We start from the raw sequence: 18,284 nt of genomic DNA, 5'->3' as shown, positions 1-18,284 counted from the left end.
AGTCCGATTTGGTTTTTTAATCCGTTCTAAATTTTATGGATTGCCCCAGTAATATGGATATGGAATATACGTAATAGGTTGATAGTTTTGTGTTTGTCTTGGTTGATTATATGGTGTAGTCTTTTGTTGATATTGGGTATGTTCCTGTTGTCCGTTGCAATCTTTATATGGTCCGATATAGGTAGTAGGTTTCACCGGTGCGGTTGCTTGTTGCCATAAGTTTTTATCAATGCAATAAGTATGGGACATGATGGAAGCAGGAGTAAATTTTAAGATATCGGAGCCTAAAATCACTTCTGGAGTTGGTGCATCGAAAATGGCTAACAGGTGCGTATCATCAACTAAAGCCACCTCATAATGCCACCAGCCTTGAGGAACATTTGCAACCTGTCCAGGTGTAATGGTGTAATTTTGAATTTCCTTTGTAAAAGGATTGAGGATAGAGACCGTGGCAGATCCGGAAATACAGTATACTAGCTCTGCCGCATTTTGATGATAATGTGGTTCAACTACATTATTAGTGCCTAGGAAAATGTCTAATAATGAGACATTTTCAAGCGAGTTTAATTGTTGTATGCCTAAGATGTTAATGTAGTTTTGGTTGTCTTTTTTAAATAACGTACTTTTATTTACGTCAAAGCTAAATTGAGTTGAAGGGGAAGTGTAATCAAGTTTTGAAGACATTCGTTAATCACCTCTATGATATTCGCCCACTACAAGCGTTATAGTAATACGATATGCATTATCTTCCATTTCGTGCACATCTGCCTATAGTTGGTAAAATTCATAAGGACTTCCCTTTTAACTCAATATAAAAGTAGAAAATTAATGGTTTAAACTGTTTTCTTCTAACACTTCCGATATATCGCCATACACCTTGATGAGATGATTTTCACCCCATGTACATAACGAGCTTAAAATGGCTTCTAAGCTTTTCCCATATTCACTTAATTGATATTCTACTTTTGGTGGTACTTGATTATAAACAATCCGCTCAATAACCCCGTCTGCCTCTAGCTCACGAAGCTGTTGTGTCAACATTTTTTGTGTGATATTAGGCATCAATCGCTTCAATTCACTTGTTCGTCTTTTCCCATGGGTAAGATGGCAAAGGATGACGGTCTTCCACTTTCCGCCAATTACTTCTAATGTTGCTTCAACAGATATATTGTATTTCTTTTTTTCCATAGTAACGCCTCCAAATTCATAGGCACTAAAAAGTACCTATATAACTAAAAAGTACTTATATCACTTTAAAGTGCGTACTTCCCTTTTTGAACCACTTATCACATAATAACATTTGCCGGCGAATTCAACTATACTTTTTTCATTTTAATTGGTAGAAAGGGAAGGACAATATATGGGTTTAAGTAAAATACAAAGTACGCTTGCATTACTTGCGTTAGCAGTAAGTGCATTTGCGATTGGTACGACAGAGTTTATTAGTGTCGGATTACTTCCGTTAGTGGCGGAGGATTTACATGTGCCGGTAACTACTGCAGGGTTAACGGTTTCGTTATACGCATTAGGGGTTATGTTTGGGGCGCCAATTTTGACTTCCTTAACATCAAATATGTCTAGGAAGTCGTTGTTGCTTTGGATTATGGTGGTATTCATTATAGGGAATAGTGTTGCGGCTATCTCTACTTCGATCGGTGTATTATTAGTGGCGCGTGTTATATCGGCGTTTTCACATGGTGTTTTTATGTCCATAGGTTCTACTATTGCAGCAGATTTAGTTCCTGAGAATCGTCGAGCTAGCGCGATTTCCATCATGTTTACAGGTCTTACCGTAGCAACTGTAACTGGTGTACCCTTTGGAACATTTATTGGGCAACATTTTGGATGGAGAGCAGCGTTTCTAGTTATTGTCATTATTGGTATTATCGCACTAATTGCAAATAGCGTTCTCGTTCCGTCCAATTTACGTAAAGGTATGAAGGCTACGTTTGGTGACCAGCTTAAGCTGGTGAAGAATGGGCGATTATTACTTATATTTATTATTACTGCATTGGGATATGGTGGGACATTTGTAGTGTTTACCTACTTATCTCCCTTACTTCAAAATATAACGGGGTTTAAAGAAGGCTCTGTAGCGGTAATCTTATTAGTTTATGGAATTGCAATTGCCATCGGGAATATGGTTGGTGGAAAATTATCCAATCAAAATCCAACGCGTGCATTGTTTTATATGTTTATCGTACAAGCAGTTATCTTATTTATTTTACAATTTACAGCTCCATTTAAAATGGCAGGATTAATCACTATCTTGTTAATGGGTTTATTAGCGTTTATGAATGTGCCTGGGCTACAAGTGTATGTCGTGATGCTAGCAGAGAGATTGGTGCCAGGTGCAGTGGATGTAGCTTCTGCTTTAAATATTGCTGCATTAAACGCTGGAATCGCAATTGGCTCCTATGTAGGCGGACTTATTACGGATTCCATTGGTTTAATTCATACGTCATGGATTGGGGCAGTAATGGTTATCATAGCTGCTATTCTCACAGGAGTAAGTAGATTATTAGAACAAAAAGATCAAGTGAAACTAGCATCCTAAATGGGGCTAGTTTCTCAAGAAAAATTGGAGGTTTTATAGAATGGTTAAACATTTGCAAGATAGTACAACATTGCATAATGGTGTAGAAATGCCATGGCTTGGTATTGGGGTATTTAAGGTTGAGGAAGGTCCAGAGTTAGTTAATGCTGTGAAAACAGCTATTGCTCATGGGTATCGTAGTGTGGACACTGCAGCAATCTATGAAAATGAGGAAGGCGTTGGCAAAGGGATTTCGTTAGGCCTAAAAGAAGCACAAATTTCTAGAGAAGACTTGTTTGTCACGTCTAAAGTCTGGAATTCTGATTTAGGTTATGATTCTACGATAAGGGCTTATGAGAAAAGTTTGGAGAAGTTGGGCTTAGATTATTTAGACTTATATTTAATTCATTGGCCAGTTGAAGGGAAATATAAGGATGCCTGGAGAGCACTTGAAACACTTTATAAAGAAGGTCGAGTAAAGGCAATTGGTGTTAGTAATTTCCAAATTCATCATCTAGAGGAGTTAATGAAAGATGCTGAAATTAAGCCAATGGTGAATCAAGTAGAATACCATCCTCGATTAACGCAAGAGGAGTTGCGTGCATTCTGTGAGGAAAATGATATTCAGCTTGAAGCATGGTCACCTTTAATGCAGGGGCAATTACTAAATCATGAGATTTTGCAAGAGATTGCGAATAAGCATAATAAATCAGTAGCGCAAGTCATCGTACGTTGGGACCTGCAAAACGGAGTAGTAACGATTCCAAAATCGACTAAGGAGCATCGTATTGTGGAAAATGCATCTGTGTTTGATTTTGAATTGACGAAAGAGGAAATGGAAATCATTGATGGATTAAATCTTAATCATCGAGTGGGACCAGATCCGGATAATTTTGATTTTTAAGGGTAATCCTGTGCTTCGCTGATTGTATGGTAAATGTACATCACAAGATATTGCGCTCCTCATCATGTTGTTTCATTAATTTATGTTATAAAAACATGATGAGAATGCGCCTCATCATCAAAATTTACGATTTTTGCTGGAAAAACATGATGATAGCTTTCCTCATCGTGTTTTTCCGCTGATTTATGTTATAAAAACGTGATGAGGATGCGCCTCATCATCAAAATTTATGATTTTTGCTAGAAAAACATGATGATAGCTTTCCTCATCGTGTTATTCCACTAATTTATGTAATAAAAACGTGATGAGAATGCGCCTCATCATCAAAATTTACGATTTTTGCTAGAAAAACATGATGATAGCTTTCCTCATCGTGTTTTTCCACTGATTTATGTTATAAAAACGTGATGAGAATGCGCCTCATCATCAAAATTTACGATTTCTGCTGGAAAAACATGATGATAGCTTTCCTCATCGTGTTTTTCCACTAATTTATGCAAAAAAACATGATGAGAACAGTCCTCATCACTAAAAAATCCAATTTTAATTGAAAAAGCATCATGACAACGCTCTTCAGCATGTTTTCCATAGTTTGTCCTAAATAAAATTAAACCAATAGTCATTGACATTTAAATCTTGCTTCGCTATTATTTAACTAATTTAATAATTAATTCTATGACGAGAAAGAGTAGTTATGTTTATCTTATCTACAGAGAGTTGACGAAGTGCTGAAAGTCAATGTTAAGACCATAATGAAAATCCTCTCCGAGAAGCAAGGTTGAACGATATTAAACCTTGACGGCATTCTACCGATATCCAGGACACGTATGATAGTACGTAGTGTAATAATTTGATAAAAACCACTACTATGGTTTTTTTTATTTTGTTAAAGGTAGATTATATTGGTATATAAACTCGCCTCCTATGTACAGGAGGCGAGTTTTTTAATTTAAATTGAGGTGATGGTGTTGAAGGAGACTAGTGTTGAGAGAGAATGTAGAATTCGAAATCAGTGGGAAGAAGAAGGTACATTCCAACGTTCGATAGCTAATCGAGAAGGTAAACAGACGTATGTATTTTATGAAGGACCACCGACTGCTAATGGTTTACCACATGCAGGTCACGCGCTTGGAAGAACGATAAAAGACTTTGTGGCGAGATATAAAACGATGTCTGGCTATCAGGTGTTACGAAAAGCTGGTTGGGATACCCACGGATTGCCTGTGGAATTAGAAGTTGAAAAGCAGTTGAATATTCGTGGGAAGGATCAAATAGAAGAGTATGGGGTTGTAAACTTCATTGAAAAATGTAAGGAAAGTGTCTTTACGTATGAAAATGAGTGGAGGCAGTTTACAGAAGCTCTTGGTTATTGGGTAGATATGGATGATCCTTATGTTACATTAACCAATGACTATATAGAATCGGTGTGGAATATTTTATCGAACATTCATGATAAGGGTTATTTGTATAAAGGTCACCGTGTTGTTCCGTATTGTCCGCATTGTGAGACGTCTCTAAGTTCGCATGAAGTTGCGCAAGGTTATAAGGATGTATCTGATTTATCTGCGACTGTTAAGTTTCCAGTAAAGGGTAAGACAAATGAATACTTTTTAGGCTGGACGACAACGCCATGGACATTACCGGCAAACGTTGCTTTGGCAGTTAACCCCAATATGGATTACGTACGAGTGAAGCAAGGCGAAGAGGTTTTTGTTCTGGTAGAATCTTTAGCCCCTGTTGTACTAAAGGGAGATTGTGAGATTTTAGAAAGATTTAAAGGAAAGAATCTAGTTGGAATTGAGTATCTCCCGCCTTTTCCATATGTGACGGTTACCAAGGGGCATCAGGTGTTAGGGGCAGACTTTGTAACAGATACTAGCGGAACAGGGATTGTGCATATCGCACCTGCTCATGGTGAGGATGATTATAAGGCAATACAGGATCATGGATTTGATTTTATCAATGTAGTAGATTCTAAAGGTCGTTATAAGGACGTTGTTACACCTCTTGCTGGGCGGTTTGTGAAAGATTGCGATGTGGATATCATCAAAATGCTGTCTAAGGAAAATCTATTATTTGCTAAACAAAAATATGAACATAGTTATCCGCATTGCTGGCGATGTGACAGTCCACTACTTTATTATGCGATGGAAGGCTGGTTCATCCAAACAACCGCAGTCAAAGAAAAGATGCAAGCGAATAATCAAGCGGTCGAGTGGTACCCTTCTCATATGAAAGATGGGAGATTTGGGAACTTTTTAGATAATATGGTGGATTGGAATATTGGGAGAAACAGGTACTGGGGAACTCCGTTAAATGTATGGGTTTGTCAGGAATGTGGTAGTGAGATGGCCCCTAATTCGATTAAAGAATTAAGAGAGCTTTCGTTAGATGCTGTTCCAGATGATATCGAGTTGCATAAACCATATGTGGATAATATCTATTTACAGTGCTCTTGTGGCGGACGAATGGAGCGAACTAGCGAAGTAATTGATGTGTGGTTTGATAGTGGCTCCATGCTTTTTGCACAGTATCATTATCCGTTTGAGAACGAAGCTTTGTTTAAGAAACAATACCCTGCTGATGTTGTTATCGAGGGAGTCGACCAAACACGTGGTTGGTTTTATAGCTTGCTTGCAGTTTCTACGCTTTATACCGGACAATCACCGTATAAGCGTGTCCTTTCCTTAGGGCATATTTTAGATGAAGACGGGCAGAAGATGTCTAAGAGTAAGGGGAATGCATTGAACCCGACGGAATTAATACAGGAATTCGGTGCAGATGCGTTGCGTTGGGCACTTCTTGCGGATAGTTCACCTTGGAATAATAAGCGTTTTTCTAAGAAAACGGTTAGCCAGGCTAAATCAAAAGTAATCGATACGTTGTTAAATGTGTATTCCTTTTATACGATGTACGCGGACATTGATCAGTTTGATTCGAGGCGTGATTTAGGTGGGGAAAAGACAACGCTTGATAAATGGGTGTTATCTCGACTGAATTCTGTGATAAAAGAAGTAGTTCAAAGCTTGAATGACTATGATATCACACGGGGAGCAAGGGCTATTACGATTTTTATCGATGAATTAAGTAACTGGTATGTACGTCGTTCTAGACAACGCTTTTGGAGTAGTGGAATGAGTGATGATAAGCGGGCAGCATTTACTACGTTGTATGAGGTATTAACAAAGTTAGCTCAACTCATGGCTCCGTATACACCGTTTGTTTCAGAAGATATATATTCCAGTCTAGTAAAGGAAAGTGTCCATCTGTCTAACTACCCTGTCGCAGATGAAACGCTTATGGATGTATCATTAGAAAACGATATGAGTGCGGTGCTGGAGATAATTGAATTAACAAGATCAGCGAGAAATACAGCCACAATTAAAACAAAACAGCCTTTAGCTAAGCTAGTGGTTATACAAAAGGATAACTCGACTGTCTATGAGCTTGATCCATACACCTCTATCATAAAAGAGGAAATGAATGTGAAAGAGGTAGTTATGGGGGTAGATGTTCATGATTTATTACAGCTTACCTTCAATCTTAACTTTGCCGTAGCAGGACCTAAATTGGGTAAATCGTTAGGTGAAGTTAAACAGAAAGTTGAAAATCTATCCGAGGCTGAAAAGACTAAATTCGTTCGAGAAAGAGAGCTAGTACTAAAACTAAATTCTGGTGACTCAGTAACGCTAACGCCAGAAGAAGTCTCGATAGAAAAACGTGCTAAGGAAGGTTATGCATTATCGGAGGGAAATAATTTCACGATACTATTAGATACGGTCTTAACGGAAGAATTAAAGGAAGAAGGACTAGTTAGGGAATTCGTTCGTGCTGTACAAACGTATCGGAAGGAGTTGAATCTCCCTGTGGATTTACGAGTCGACCTTTATGTCGAGACAAATCCACTGGTTCAAAAAGTATTGAAGAAGTTTGAAGAATTAGTTCATAAAAACCTAATTATCAATGCCGTTCATTTTGAGAGTAAACCGACTATGAAAGACTTCCAAGTAGAGGATGATAATGTTAGATTGTACATTCAATCATAGTTATTTCTTATACTTGGTGGATCTTAAGTATTTAGGATAAGGAAAGAACCACAATAATTATTGTGGTTCTTTCCTTTTTATAATTTGCTAAAACATTCTTATTCCTGCTTTTTTCTTTTGAAAATAATGGTAGCAATTATGATGGAGACTATCATCAAAGAGCCAAACCACAATAGAGCTAGATAGGCGCTATTCCCTATTGGAGTTCCTGTTAAAATTCACGTAATGTTTCAATTAGAGGAGTCATTGGTTGATGTTCAGCGAAAGAATGTAGCCATTTCGGCATTGTCTCAGTAGGAACAAAGGCACTGCTTATATAAGGTAAAAACATGATGAAAAAGGTAAAAGCACTCGCTGATTCCACACTTTTAGCAATTAACCCAAAAACTACAGCTAGCCAGCTAATGGCAAGTAAAAATAAACTTAGATATCCTACAACACCAAGCCAATCCAAAAGTTCTGCATTTGGCTCGAATCCAATTAGTACTGCTACAACAAAGACTATAATCGCACCAATTGCATTACGAACAAAGCTACCGATAACATGACCTACTAGTAAAGAGGAGGGTTTTATCGGCATACTGCGAAGTCTTTCAAATATACCACCAACCATATCTTGAGCAACGCTTCCGGCTGTCATGGAACTAGCATATCCTACACAGGTTATAATAACACCAGGAACAACATAGTTAATATAGTCTGTGCCAGTATTAATCGCACCACCAAATACAAAAACAAACATTAACATTAGAACAACGGGTAGACCGATACTTAGAAATAAAGCGTCAGGAGATCTTAAAATGTGCATAAAACTACGTCGTGACATGGTCCATCCATCCTTTACAACCCACTTCATCTCATCCATGTTTAACTTCTCCTTCCTGTTTTTGACTAGTAATCTCCATAAAAACATCTTCCAGTGTAGGGTTACGGAAATAGATATCAATTGGCATGCTCTCGTGTTCATGTAACGTATTTAATGTACTTCTTAAATCTTCCGTAGAGTCTTTTGCTGAAAGGATAATGCTATTGTTTTCACGATCCATCTGTCCACCTAGTATGTTATGTGCCTTAATGAGGTTGGCTTGAGACTGGAACTGTAGTACTAGCTTTTCCTCGCCTATCATCCTTTTTAGTTCTTCGGCAGTACCTTCAACTACAATTTTTCCGCTATGGATAAGGGCAATTTTATCTGCTAGCTGGTCAGCTTCCTCTAAATATTGTGTTGTTAAAAAGATTGTTACACCGCTCTTAGCAAGTTCTTGAATCAATGTCCACATATTTAATCGACTTCTTGGATCTAAACCTGTTGTAGGTTCATCTAGAAAGATAATCTTTGGGTTTGCAAGTAAACTTAGTGCAATATCTAATCTTCTTCGCATTCCACCAGAGTAAGATTTCGCTTGTTTTTTAGCAGCATCTAACAAATCAAATTGTTTTAGTAAAGTGGCTGTACGCTTTTTGACAGTACTTCGGTCAAGGTGATTGAGACGTGCCATCAGCTGAAGATTTTCTTCTCCTGTTAATAGCTCATCTACTGTAGCGTATTGGCCAGTTAAACTAATAATCTTCTTAACATCGCTGGCTTCACGGTATGTGTCTAGACCGTCAATCCTAGCTATTCCTTCATCCGCCCTAATCAACGTAGATAAAATTCGAATAGTTGTTGTTTTACCCGCACCATTTTCACCTAGTAATGCAAATATCTGGCCACGTTCCACTTCAAAATTAATACCATCCAATACTTTCTGACTTCCGTAAGACTTTCTAAGATTTTTAACAGTAATAATCTGGTCACTCATCATAGTTCACTCCTTTTAATTTTATGATTGACTCATTCAGTCAAAATCAAGGTAAAAAATAACTAAATGAATTATGATTGACTCATTCAGTCAATAATATAATATGATAAACTAATAGAAGTGTCAATAAAAAATATTAGGGATTTATCGAGTGGAAAGCATTCTTAATAGAACATCAACTTTTCGTTCGATATTATGATTCCAAAAAGCAAGATCATCAGCCATTATACCGGAGATAACGTTTAGAAAAATCTCTAAAAGTTCTTGTGGATCGCCTTGGATAATTTCCCCGATTTCTTGACCTTCCATAATCCAAGGGAGTAATGACTCCAAATACACTTTTCCACTATTGAAAACGAGTTCCTGGACGTGTTCGGGCATTTTATCAGAGCTTCCTAAATGCTGTATAAGTCTAAAAATATCACTGTTACCTTCTTTTAATCCAAATGTCGCAAAAGCCTTTAACTTTTCAAGTGGGGAGAGATTGGTTTTATTCATTTCATCCAATCTTTTTTTCGTATCGGCTGTTTCCATCGCCCATTCTAAACTTTCAAACAATACTTCTTCTTTAGAACTAAAATAATGGTATACTAAGCCGTGACTAACACCAGCTTCTTTTGCAATCATACTTATTTTTGTTAACTTGACACCATTTTCAGCAAATACTTTTATAGCTGCATTCATAATTTGTTTTTTACGTTCATCCCGTATGTCTTTTAACTGTTCTTCATTTAAAGGGGCCATAGAGAAGTATCTCCTTTTATTTTGATAGTACGTCGTGTCGTTATTATACCATGTTGTTTGCGGAAATTTTAGTTTCTAGGTGCTTATAAAAGAGGATGCTATACTTATAGATAGATTGTTATAAATTACCACTATACGTAAAGCCTCCTTTAGAATCCTCAAGTAGGAACCAATAAATCCATATAAATAAAGAACATAATTAGGAGAGATTATATGTTTAAAATTATGATAGTAGAAGATGATGCGAAAATAAGGAATATCGTAAAAGATACGTTAAGCAAATGGCAATATGAAGTTGTGGAAACAGAGCGGTTTGAACAAGTATTAGATGATTTTAAACGGGCCGATCCACACTTAGTATTGCTTGATATTAATTTGCCAGTTTTTGATGGCTTTTATTGGTGCCAGCAAATACGTAGCATTTCAAAAGTACCGATTATTTTTCTATCATCTAGGAATCAAAATATGGATATTATTATGGCGATCAATATGGGAGGGGATGACTTTGTTCAAAAACCATTTGATTTGGATATCCTCTTGGCAAAGATAAATGCATTGTTACGTCGCAATTATACCTATCAGGATAACGAAGATTCAAAACGATTGGTATATCGGGATATTATATTATACTTATCGAATTCAACTTTCGAGTATAAGGGAAAGAAAACGGAATTGACTAGAAATGAGTTTATTATTTTACAATTGCTTATGCGTAATGTTGGTGAAATTGTTTCTAGAGAGGACCTAATGCAAGCTCTATGGAATGATGAGCAATTTGTTGACGATAATACATTAACAGTGAACGTTAATCGCTTGCGCCGAAAAATAACTGATTTAGGACTGAATGATTTTATAGTTACACGTAAAGGATTGGGGTATATCGTGGAATGAGATTTATTCGATTTTTAAACTATGAAAAACTGTATATATTCTTATATTTCTTAGGCTTTTTTATTGTTTGTTCCGTCTATTTCATCGATCCATATAACCAATTCAGATGGAGTACCTTTCTCTATGCGTTATTCCTTACCATCATTCCGTTAATCTTATTTTTACTCTTTCGTTTTTTTCAAAATGTCCAAGCAATACGCCATATGGATGCGGACGACCAGGAACCTTTATCGCTGGAAGCGAATGCGTATCTTAGGCGCATGGAAGAAATGGAAAAGGAACATATTCGTGCGCTAAATGACATTAGGGAAAAACAAAAGGAATACTATGACTTTATCATGTCTTGGTTTCATGAGATTAAAACACCAATATCTGTATTACGATTAATGGAACAAACCGATTTGGATAAAGATAGCGTTCGAGAGGAAGTAACTAGTATAGAGCATTACGTCGATCAAGCTTTATATTATGCTAAATTAGATAGCTTTAATCAAGACTATGAAATTCGAAATTGTGATTTAGAAAGATTAATCAAAGATATTATTAAGGACCATTCGAAAACATTTATATCCAAAAAAATCCGTATCGAATTAAACTTAGATTCTACTATTGTTCAAAGTGATTCGAAATGGTTAGGTTTCATTATAAATCAAATTGTAACCAATAGTTTAAAATACACAGAAGAATACGGACAAATTCTGATTACGACAGTTGAAACAGATAAGGACAAACAGCTTATCATTAGAGATAATGGAATAGGTATTGAAAGAAAGGATCTCCCTCGTATCTTTAATAAAGGATTTACTGGTACGAATGGAAGAATAAATACAAAATCTACTGGTATGGGGTTATATTTAGCGCAAGAGTTATCCAATAAATTAGGGCATTATATTACATGTGAATCAGAAGTGGATGTCTATACGGAATTTATCATTCACTTTCCAAAGAACCACGATCCATTTTTAAATACATATAAAAGCATAAGTGATTGATAATTCACTTATGCTCTTCTTTTACAACCTTTGATTGGCAATTTTATAGTATATGTTAGTAGAAGATAGATAAAGTAACACATATATAACAAAGTAAACAGCTATGGTTCCTAGTATAATACTTGTTAAATGCGGAAAGTCTCGAACACTATCTAATATATAATTTTCTAAAATAAACCAACTTATCAATAAGCCCAGAACTAATGGTGGGAAGAAAACAAATAGTAATTGTTTACGTATGACATTTTTCAATTTGGTTGTTCCTACTCCTATTTTTCGTAGGATAGTATAAAGTTCCTGCTGTTCTGTAGCCTCGCGTAGCTGTTTAAAATAAATTACGCTAACAAGAGCAAAGATAGCAATAACAGCGAGGAAAGCGACTGCAAATAACATTAAAGCGGAACTTTCAATTTGTTTCGAGTAGACATCAGCAAAGGATGAATAATAAACATCCGGGTTCGCTGTGACTATAGCATGAATCTCTTTAGACAAGGACTCGGCATTACCTGCGTCAGTGATATCATAAATTTCAAAAGTACGTATGGTGTTACTATTCTCTAATGAATAATATGTTTCATCGGAGATAACGAGTACCGCTTCTTTCTTTACCATCGAAGTAACAGGGTCACTTGCCCAGCCAAGTAATGCATAATCTTTCAGCTCTACTAGTTTAAATGTATGAAGAGCGTCCGTCATAACCGAGAAGTTTTGCTGATCGTCTATAGCATACCGTTTTGGAAAGTCAGAGCCTTGCGAAAGCGAAACTACCTCGTTTTCCTGTAATTCAACTTCTTGCTTATCTCCTCGATGGGCAACCATGTCATTAAATGTTTTTTCAGAAACTAATAATACAGTCTCAGTGAAGTTCTCCGGATTGTCAAATGCAATGTTCATATCGGATTCTGGTTTGGCAACGATTCCTTCTATCGTGTTATGAGATGTAATACTGTGGTTTGATTCTGAGATATGCTTTTCTATTTGCTCATTCGTGCTCTCATCGAGTGATTCAAAGGCAATATCATTTGGTAAATTTCTACCGACAGCGTCAAATTGCACGGCATAATTAACCGAAACAAACCCGATGAAAAAGATGATTGCTGCACTAAACAAAGAAATAAACGTTAAGTTTAATGTATTTCCCTTCATTTGAAAGCGAAGGGAGGATGTCCAAAGTACTTTGTCTCCTACATGATAGTTTTTGCTACTACTCATTCTTTTTAAAATCCAGCCGATAAACTGACGGAAAAATAAATACGTTCCCCCAATAATACCGATAGCAATTCCGATCATCGCTAGGGTTGAATAATCTTGCCAAACAACAGACTCTCCTCCTAGATTCATTAATACGAAAGCTAATCCTAATAAGATAATGGAAGAAATAGCTAAAAAGATAGAAGACTTAATCGGTTTATCCATCTTTTCTTTCGCATGAAACAGTTCTACTAACTGAACTCTTCGAATGGAAATATGACTTTGAATGCTAATGATAATCGCTAATAGTAAAAACAATAGAATGGTTGAAATAATAGCTGGTAGTGGTAGGGCAAACGTAATAACTTGATCATATTGCATTAAGTTCATTAACAGCATTCCAAAAAATTTTGATAACAGGCCTCCGACGAGAATACCACTAACTAATGAAATGGCTCCAATTAACAATGTTTCATAGAAAACCATTAAAGTAATTTGCCTTTCACTCATTCCAAAAAGCAAATACATCCCAAATTCTTTTTTTCGTTGCTTCATAAAGAACGTGTTGGCGTAAAGGATAAAGAAAATGATAAATAGAAATACAGCAACCGAAGCAATCGTTATCCCTTGTTGAAATCCTTCTTTATTTTCAATAGCCTTTAAAATATCCTCATTAAACATTAAGGATGAAAAGGTAAATTGTATCACAACACCAATGATCATGGAGAATAGATAAATGGAGTACAGCCTGAAATTTCGTCTAACATTCCGCCATGTTAAATCAAATAAACTCATTTCCGTTCTCCCCCTATCGCACTCTGCGTAAGAAGCAGCTTATCGAAGAAGTCTTTTTGTAATAAGTCCCCTCGAAATAGTTCATTGACGATTTTTCCATCTTTTAAGAAGACAATACGGGAACAGTGACTTGCCACATAAGGGTCATGGGTAATCATGAGAATAGTTGTTTCGAATTGTTGATTTAAGAAAACAAGCTGTTCCAACAACTGCGTGGCTGATCTCGAATCGAGTGCCCCTGTTGGTTCATCTGCAAATACAATCGATGGGTTCGTAATAATGGCACGAGCAGATGCTGCACGCTGTTTCTGTCCCCCAGAAACCTCGCTCGGGTATTTATCTAAAATCCCTTCAATGGATAATGCTTGAACAATTGGTTTTAAACGTTTCTCCATCTCTTGCGATTTTACTTTTCGTAAAGATAATGGTAATAAAATATTTTCTTTCAGTGTTAACGTGTCTAATAGGTTGTAATCTTGGAAGATAAATCCCATTCGTTCTTGGCGGAATTCTCGTAACGACTTTTTATTTAAGTCGAGTAAAGATTGTTCCTCTAACCAAATCTCTCCACCTGAGAATTTATCGATAGTAGATAAAACATTCATTAATGTTGTTTTCCCTGATCCTGATGGTCCCATAATGGCAGTGAATTCACCAGCTTTTATCGTTAAATCGATATTTTTTAGTACGGAAGTTTTCCCGTAGTTTTTCGATACATTTTTGGCTTGAATAACTGTATTCATATTAGTACCTCCTACTCTTGATAAATTCACTATAATCCGTATGTAGCTTACGAACCATCGATTTAACTGTATGTAATGTGACATTTCTGTCATGTTGGATTAAAGTAAATAAAATCCTCGTTGAAAGAGGCAAATCCTATCGCGCAGCTTTTAGGGTTTGCCTCTTTAAGTAATGGATTAGTGATTATCCGGATAACGGATTTTGATCTTGGAATTGCTTTGTTAGTAGTAAAGATACCATAAATAGAACTTCTAACACATTCATTATCGGAAAATTATTGATCCAACTAGCTAATATACCACCAGATATCATGGTGGTTGTCCCGATAAAGAGCCAAGGAAAACAAAATTTCTTCATAAGAATGAACCCGACAATACCAATGACGACCGTAATTACGACTACCATGATGGCATTACTTGAAGCTCCGTATGTCAAGACCCCATTTTTCCAGATCGGTTTAAGGTCAAGTCCAGCTATCGTGGTAAATAATTCATATAAAATCAATCCAATCGTCGAAACTGCCGCTATGACTTTCCAAATCGTTTTCTTAGCTGAAGGTAATCCAGTACGATAATAAGTACTCCAAGCAAATAAAATAAGCGTAGGGGTAAACAATGCATGTAGCCAGTAACGTACAATGCTTAAACTTTCTAATGTTGTTCCCTCTCCAATATACCTTCCCAATGCAATCATGACGTTATCATATACTAATCCAAGTAAAACAAAGAGGATGACGTTACCGATAGAAGAAAATCCATATTTTCTTGCAAGGTAAATTCCCCAAAGTAATAAAAAGAAATTTCCAAGCCCAAGTAAGAAGTAAATGATCGTATTCAAGAAGATCACATCCTTTTTTTATATGTTCCCCCATTATTGTTTAGATACCATTTTTTCATAAGAATAGTTATCAAAGACTTGGTAGAAAGTGCAAAGAGGGTTTTATAAGGTTCAGTACGTAAAAAACCATCTATATATGATCCACATATAGATGGTTTATTGATAATTTTACCTACGGTTGGCAACATAAATTGCCTTCCCCTTTTTCAAGAGCAGATTTTAAACTATCCAGGACACCTGACCATGCCACATTGTGCCAGTTAATAGCTTCATTCCATTTCGGATGATTTTTAAATCCATCATGTTCAACGAGGACCTTTGTTGAATGGTCATTGATCGACTCGAAATACACCTTAACAGTGGTTAGTTCGTTTTCGTTGTTCATTAATGCCTCAAATTCGTCTGGCCCTCTCCAAGTAAAATGTAGCTCTTTTTCATGAATAAGTTTAGTGATTGTACATCCTTTCGTGTTCATACTAGATTTATTTCCAGGTATAAAATAAAGTTCGAATGCACCACCTACTTTAGCTTCTACTATCACCTCGGGGGCAAACCATTCGGAAACTCTCTCGGAGATTGTCCAAGCAAGCCAAGCTAAGTTTAAGGATGCTTTAATTGTTATTTCTTTCTTAATAGCTTTGTTATTTGTAGTAGTTGTCATAAAAATCTCTCCTCTAGAAAAAGTAGTACAATTAAATAGTAGCATTATTAAAAAAATTATGAAACACTTAGTAAAAAGTATTTAATTTAGTAATCTTCTTCCGAGAGATAAGGTTACTAATCAAGCAGGAGGTCTATCATGTCAGTAGAAAGGAAATACCACCGAGCATTTGGGGTTTATGGGATATATGTAGAAAACAATAAGCTCTTGGTAATCAATAAAAATGGAGGACCCTATATCAATCGCTATGATCTTCCAGGAGGTAGCTTGGAAGAGGGAGAGAGCTTAATGGAAGCGATGGTTCGGGAGTTTAGAGAGGAAACAGGTATCGATATTGAGGTGGATAAAAACATAGGGATAGTGGATTTCTTCCTTCCATCGAAGTGGAAAGAGTTTACCGATGTTCATCATATTGCAGTTTTTTATCAAGTGAGGAAAGTCGGTGGGGAGATCACCGTCCCGGAAATCTTCGAAGGACAAGATTCTCTAGGTGCTGTTTGGGTAGATAGAGAAGAGATTACTAGAGGTAATGCATCCCCTCTTGTATGGAAAGCCTTCGAATGGCTCGAAACGAAAAGCCTTGGACTAGACGCGGTAAGATATACCGATTGGGAGGTTAAGAGGAGTGCTAAAAGCAGTAGTATTTGACTTAGATGGGACGTTACTGGATAGGGATGCCTCGCTCAGACGATTCTTAGAGAATCAATACTATCGGCTAATTCACCACTTAAGCCATATACCCAAAGGACAATATATTTCAAGGTTTATAGAGTTAGATTGTAAAGGGTATGTGTGGAAAGATAACGTGTATCAACAACTTGTGCAAGAATTTAAGGTACAAGGTATTTCTTGGCAAGATTTACTGGAGGACTACATAGAAGAATTTCAACATAGCTGTATCCCTTTTCCAAACTTAATAAGCATGTTAGAGAATCTAGAAAATAACTCTATAAAACTAGCTATGATCACAAATGGTAAAGGGCAATTTCAAATGGATAATATAAGGGGTTTGGGAATGGAACATTATTTTGACTGTATTCTTGTTTCGGAACAGGAAGGAATGAAGAAGCCCGATCCTGCTATTTTCCATAAAGCTCTAGAATTATTAGGAGTTTTACCTCATGAAGCAATGTATATAGGAGATCATCCGGAAAATGATGTGAAGGGTGCGAAAAGTGTAGGGATGGTAGGGGTTTGGAAGAAGAATGAGGCTTGGGAATGTGAGGATGCTGATTTTACAATAAAAGATTTAGGTGAGATTCCGTTAATTGTGTCAGGACTTCAATAAGGTGAAGTACATGAATTCCTTTAAAAAAGGCCCAAAGTACACATGCCTAGTCCTTTGCATAGAATAGGTAAGAAATTCTATGAAAGGATGGAAATAAATGTACTATGTCCCTTATCCTTATCCATACCCTGTTACTTTCTATGTCCCACAATATTACTCTGTGAGAACACAGCCTGATGTTTTTTTACCTGATGAAAGATTTTTTGGAGCTTGGCAAACACAAAAAATGAAAGCAAGGATTCCACTGAAAGATTATGGTCCGAACCCATTTGTTGTCGATATAGAAGCGGCTACGACTCAAAATAAACACTATCGAACTGCGCTTTGGACAGGCGGACATCTCCAAGTTACCGTAATGAGTATAGACGTTGGTGGAGATATTGGTCTAGAAGTGCATCCGAATACCGACCAATTTCTACGTATCGAACAAGGAAGAGGAGTTGTCCGAATGGGCAACCGTAGAGATAATTTAACTATAGAGAAAAAAGTAAAAGAGGATTCTGCTATTATGGTGCCAGCTGGTACGTGGCATAATGTCATAAACACAGGTAATGTTCCATTAAAGTTGTACTCCATATATGCTCCGCCACATCACCCACGGGGAACGGTTCATCCTACAAAGGAAGTGGCATTGGGGGAAGAAAAACCGGAATAGAGTATAGACGCTTGGATATCCAAGCGTTTTGTTTTCTCATTTTTTATTGTTTAGCTTCTGAAATAAGGTCGTCTATATATTTGGTTGCACTTTAGATCTTCATACAATACAGACGAACCTTTTCTTAGTTATGTTTCGACTTTTTATATTTTCATTCAAGTTGTTATTTTCCGTTAAAGTAAGTATGATAAAAGTAGA

Annotated in this window: 18 protein-coding genes; 8 read left to right on the top strand and 10 right to left on the bottom strand. The window is 36.6% G+C overall.

The genetic code is table 11. The features are described 5' to 3' along the window. Positions 1-33 precede the first annotated feature (33 nt). Together AB1K81_RS16835 and AB1K81_RS16830 are read right to left on the bottom strand one after the other, a co-directional pair. Positions 34-684: a cupin domain-containing protein gene (locus AB1K81_RS16835; RefSeq protein ID WP_412977843.1), complete on the bottom strand. Its 651-nt coding sequence runs from the start codon at positions 682-684 to the stop codon at positions 34-36. Positions 685-825: 141 nt separating this feature from the next. Beyond that, positions 826-1,188 (bottom strand): winged helix-turn-helix transcriptional regulator, encoded by a 363-nt coding sequence (locus AB1K81_RS16830; protein WP_412977842.1) that lies wholly within the window; start codon positions 1,186-1,188, stop codon positions 826-828. Positions 1,189-1,360: 172 nt separating this feature from the next. Here AB1K81_RS16830 and AB1K81_RS16825 point away from each other — a divergent pair, with 172 nt between their 5' ends. Both AB1K81_RS16825 and AB1K81_RS16820 read left to right on the top strand, forming a co-directional pair. Next, the gene (locus AB1K81_RS16825) at positions 1,361-2,557 is read left to right on the top strand and encodes an MFS transporter (RefSeq protein ID WP_412977841.1); all 1,197 of its coding nucleotides are present in this window, start codon (positions 1,361-1,363) and stop codon (positions 2,555-2,557) included. A gap of 40 nt (positions 2,558-2,597) precedes the next feature. Beyond that, a complete protein-coding gene (locus tag AB1K81_RS16820; protein WP_412977840.1) occupies positions 2,598-3,440 on the top strand; it encodes an aldo/keto reductase in 843 nt (280 codons plus the stop codon). Positions 3,441-3,829: 389 nt separating this feature from the next. Here the strand turns inward: AB1K81_RS16820 and AB1K81_RS16815 are convergent, their stop codons facing one another. Further along, a complete protein-coding gene (locus AB1K81_RS16815) occupies positions 3,830-4,069 on the bottom strand; it encodes a hypothetical protein (protein WP_412977839.1) in 240 nt (79 codons plus the stop codon). Positions 4,070-4,402: 333 nt separating this feature from the next. On the opposite strand from AB1K81_RS16815, the gene ileS reads away from it, so the two are divergent. Beyond that, positions 4,403-7,486, top strand: coding sequence for an isoleucine--tRNA ligase (gene ileS / locus AB1K81_RS16810; RefSeq protein ID WP_412977838.1), 3,084 nt, complete (start codon positions 4,403-4,405; stop codon positions 7,484-7,486). Positions 7,487-7,697: 211 nt separating this feature from the next. On the opposite strand, the gene AB1K81_RS16805 is transcribed toward ileS, so the two are convergent. From AB1K81_RS16805 to AB1K81_RS16795, 3 genes are all read right to left on the bottom strand, one after another. Then, complete coding sequence (locus tag AB1K81_RS16805; protein WP_412977837.1) at positions 7,698-8,351, bottom strand: ABC transporter permease; 654 nt, start codon at positions 8,349-8,351, stop codon at positions 7,698-7,700. Continuing rightward, on the bottom strand, positions 8,344-9,288 hold the full coding sequence (locus AB1K81_RS16800; RefSeq protein WP_412977836.1) for an ABC transporter ATP-binding protein: 945 nt from the start codon (positions 9,286-9,288) through the stop codon (positions 8,344-8,346). Before AB1K81_RS16800 ends, AB1K81_RS16805 begins: the two co-directional genes overlap by 8 nt. A gap of 144 nt (positions 9,289-9,432) precedes the next feature. Beyond that, the gene (locus AB1K81_RS16795; RefSeq protein WP_412977835.1) at positions 9,433-10,032 is read right to left on the bottom strand and encodes a TetR/AcrR family transcriptional regulator; all 600 of its coding nucleotides are present in this window, start codon (positions 10,030-10,032) and stop codon (positions 9,433-9,435) included. A 213-nt stretch (positions 10,033-10,245) separates the two neighbouring features. On the opposite strand from AB1K81_RS16795, the gene AB1K81_RS16790 reads away from it, so the two are divergent. Together AB1K81_RS16790 and AB1K81_RS16785 are read left to right on the top strand one after the other, a co-directional pair. Then, entirely contained in the window at positions 10,246-10,923 is a 678-nt protein-coding gene (locus AB1K81_RS16790; protein ID WP_412977834.1) for a response regulator transcription factor, read from the top strand. Next, on the top strand, positions 10,920-11,915 hold the full coding sequence (locus tag AB1K81_RS16785) for a sensor histidine kinase (protein ID WP_412977833.1): 996 nt from the start codon (positions 10,920-10,922) through the stop codon (positions 11,913-11,915). Before AB1K81_RS16790 ends, AB1K81_RS16785 begins: the two co-directional genes overlap by 4 nt. Positions 11,916-11,936: 21 nt before the next feature. On the opposite strand, the gene AB1K81_RS16780 is transcribed toward AB1K81_RS16785, so the two are convergent. The 4 genes from AB1K81_RS16780 to AB1K81_RS16765 form a co-directional block, all read right to left on the bottom strand. Beyond that, positions 11,937-13,901, bottom strand: coding sequence for an FtsX-like permease family protein (locus tag AB1K81_RS16780; RefSeq protein ID WP_412977832.1), 1,965 nt, complete (start codon positions 13,899-13,901; stop codon positions 11,937-11,939). Next, a complete protein-coding gene (locus tag AB1K81_RS16775; RefSeq protein WP_412977831.1) occupies positions 13,898-14,644 on the bottom strand; it encodes an ABC transporter ATP-binding protein in 747 nt (248 codons plus the stop codon). The genes AB1K81_RS16780 and AB1K81_RS16775 overlap by 4 nt, the downstream gene beginning before the upstream one ends. 184 nt (positions 14,645-14,828) lie before the next feature. Next, positions 14,829-15,482 carry a hypothetical protein gene (locus AB1K81_RS16770; RefSeq protein WP_412977830.1) on the bottom strand — a complete coding sequence of 218 codons (654 nt, stop codon included), beginning with the start codon at positions 15,480-15,482 and terminating at the stop codon, positions 14,829-14,831. A gap of 172 nt (positions 15,483-15,654) precedes the next feature. Beyond that, a complete protein-coding gene (locus AB1K81_RS16765) occupies positions 15,655-16,143 on the bottom strand; it encodes an SRPBCC family protein (RefSeq protein ID WP_412977829.1) in 489 nt (162 codons plus the stop codon). A 138-nt stretch (positions 16,144-16,281) separates the two neighbouring features. Here AB1K81_RS16765 and AB1K81_RS16760 point away from each other — a divergent pair, with 138 nt between their 5' ends. From AB1K81_RS16760 to AB1K81_RS16750, 3 genes are all read left to right on the top strand, one after another. Further along, positions 16,282-16,791: an NUDIX hydrolase gene (locus tag AB1K81_RS16760; protein WP_412977828.1), complete on the top strand. Its 510-nt coding sequence runs from the start codon at positions 16,282-16,284 to the stop codon at positions 16,789-16,791. Then, entirely contained in the window at positions 16,769-17,431 is a 663-nt protein-coding gene (locus AB1K81_RS16755; RefSeq protein WP_412977827.1) for an HAD family hydrolase, read from the top strand. Before AB1K81_RS16760 ends, AB1K81_RS16755 begins: the two co-directional genes overlap by 23 nt. A gap of 97 nt (positions 17,432-17,528) precedes the next feature. After that, the gene (locus tag AB1K81_RS16750; RefSeq protein ID WP_412977826.1) at positions 17,529-18,086 is read left to right on the top strand and encodes a cupin domain-containing protein; all 558 of its coding nucleotides are present in this window, start codon (positions 17,529-17,531) and stop codon (positions 18,084-18,086) included. The last annotated feature ends 198 nt before the right edge of the window (positions 18,087-18,284 follow it).

The organism is Ornithinibacillus jepli (genome assembly GCF_047228935.1).
Classification (GTDB): Bacteria; Bacillota; Bacilli; order Bacillales; family Amphibacillaceae; genus Ornithinibacillus.
Note: the sequence above shows the minus strand (reverse complement) of the source record. Positions and strands in the feature narration are given on the sequence as shown.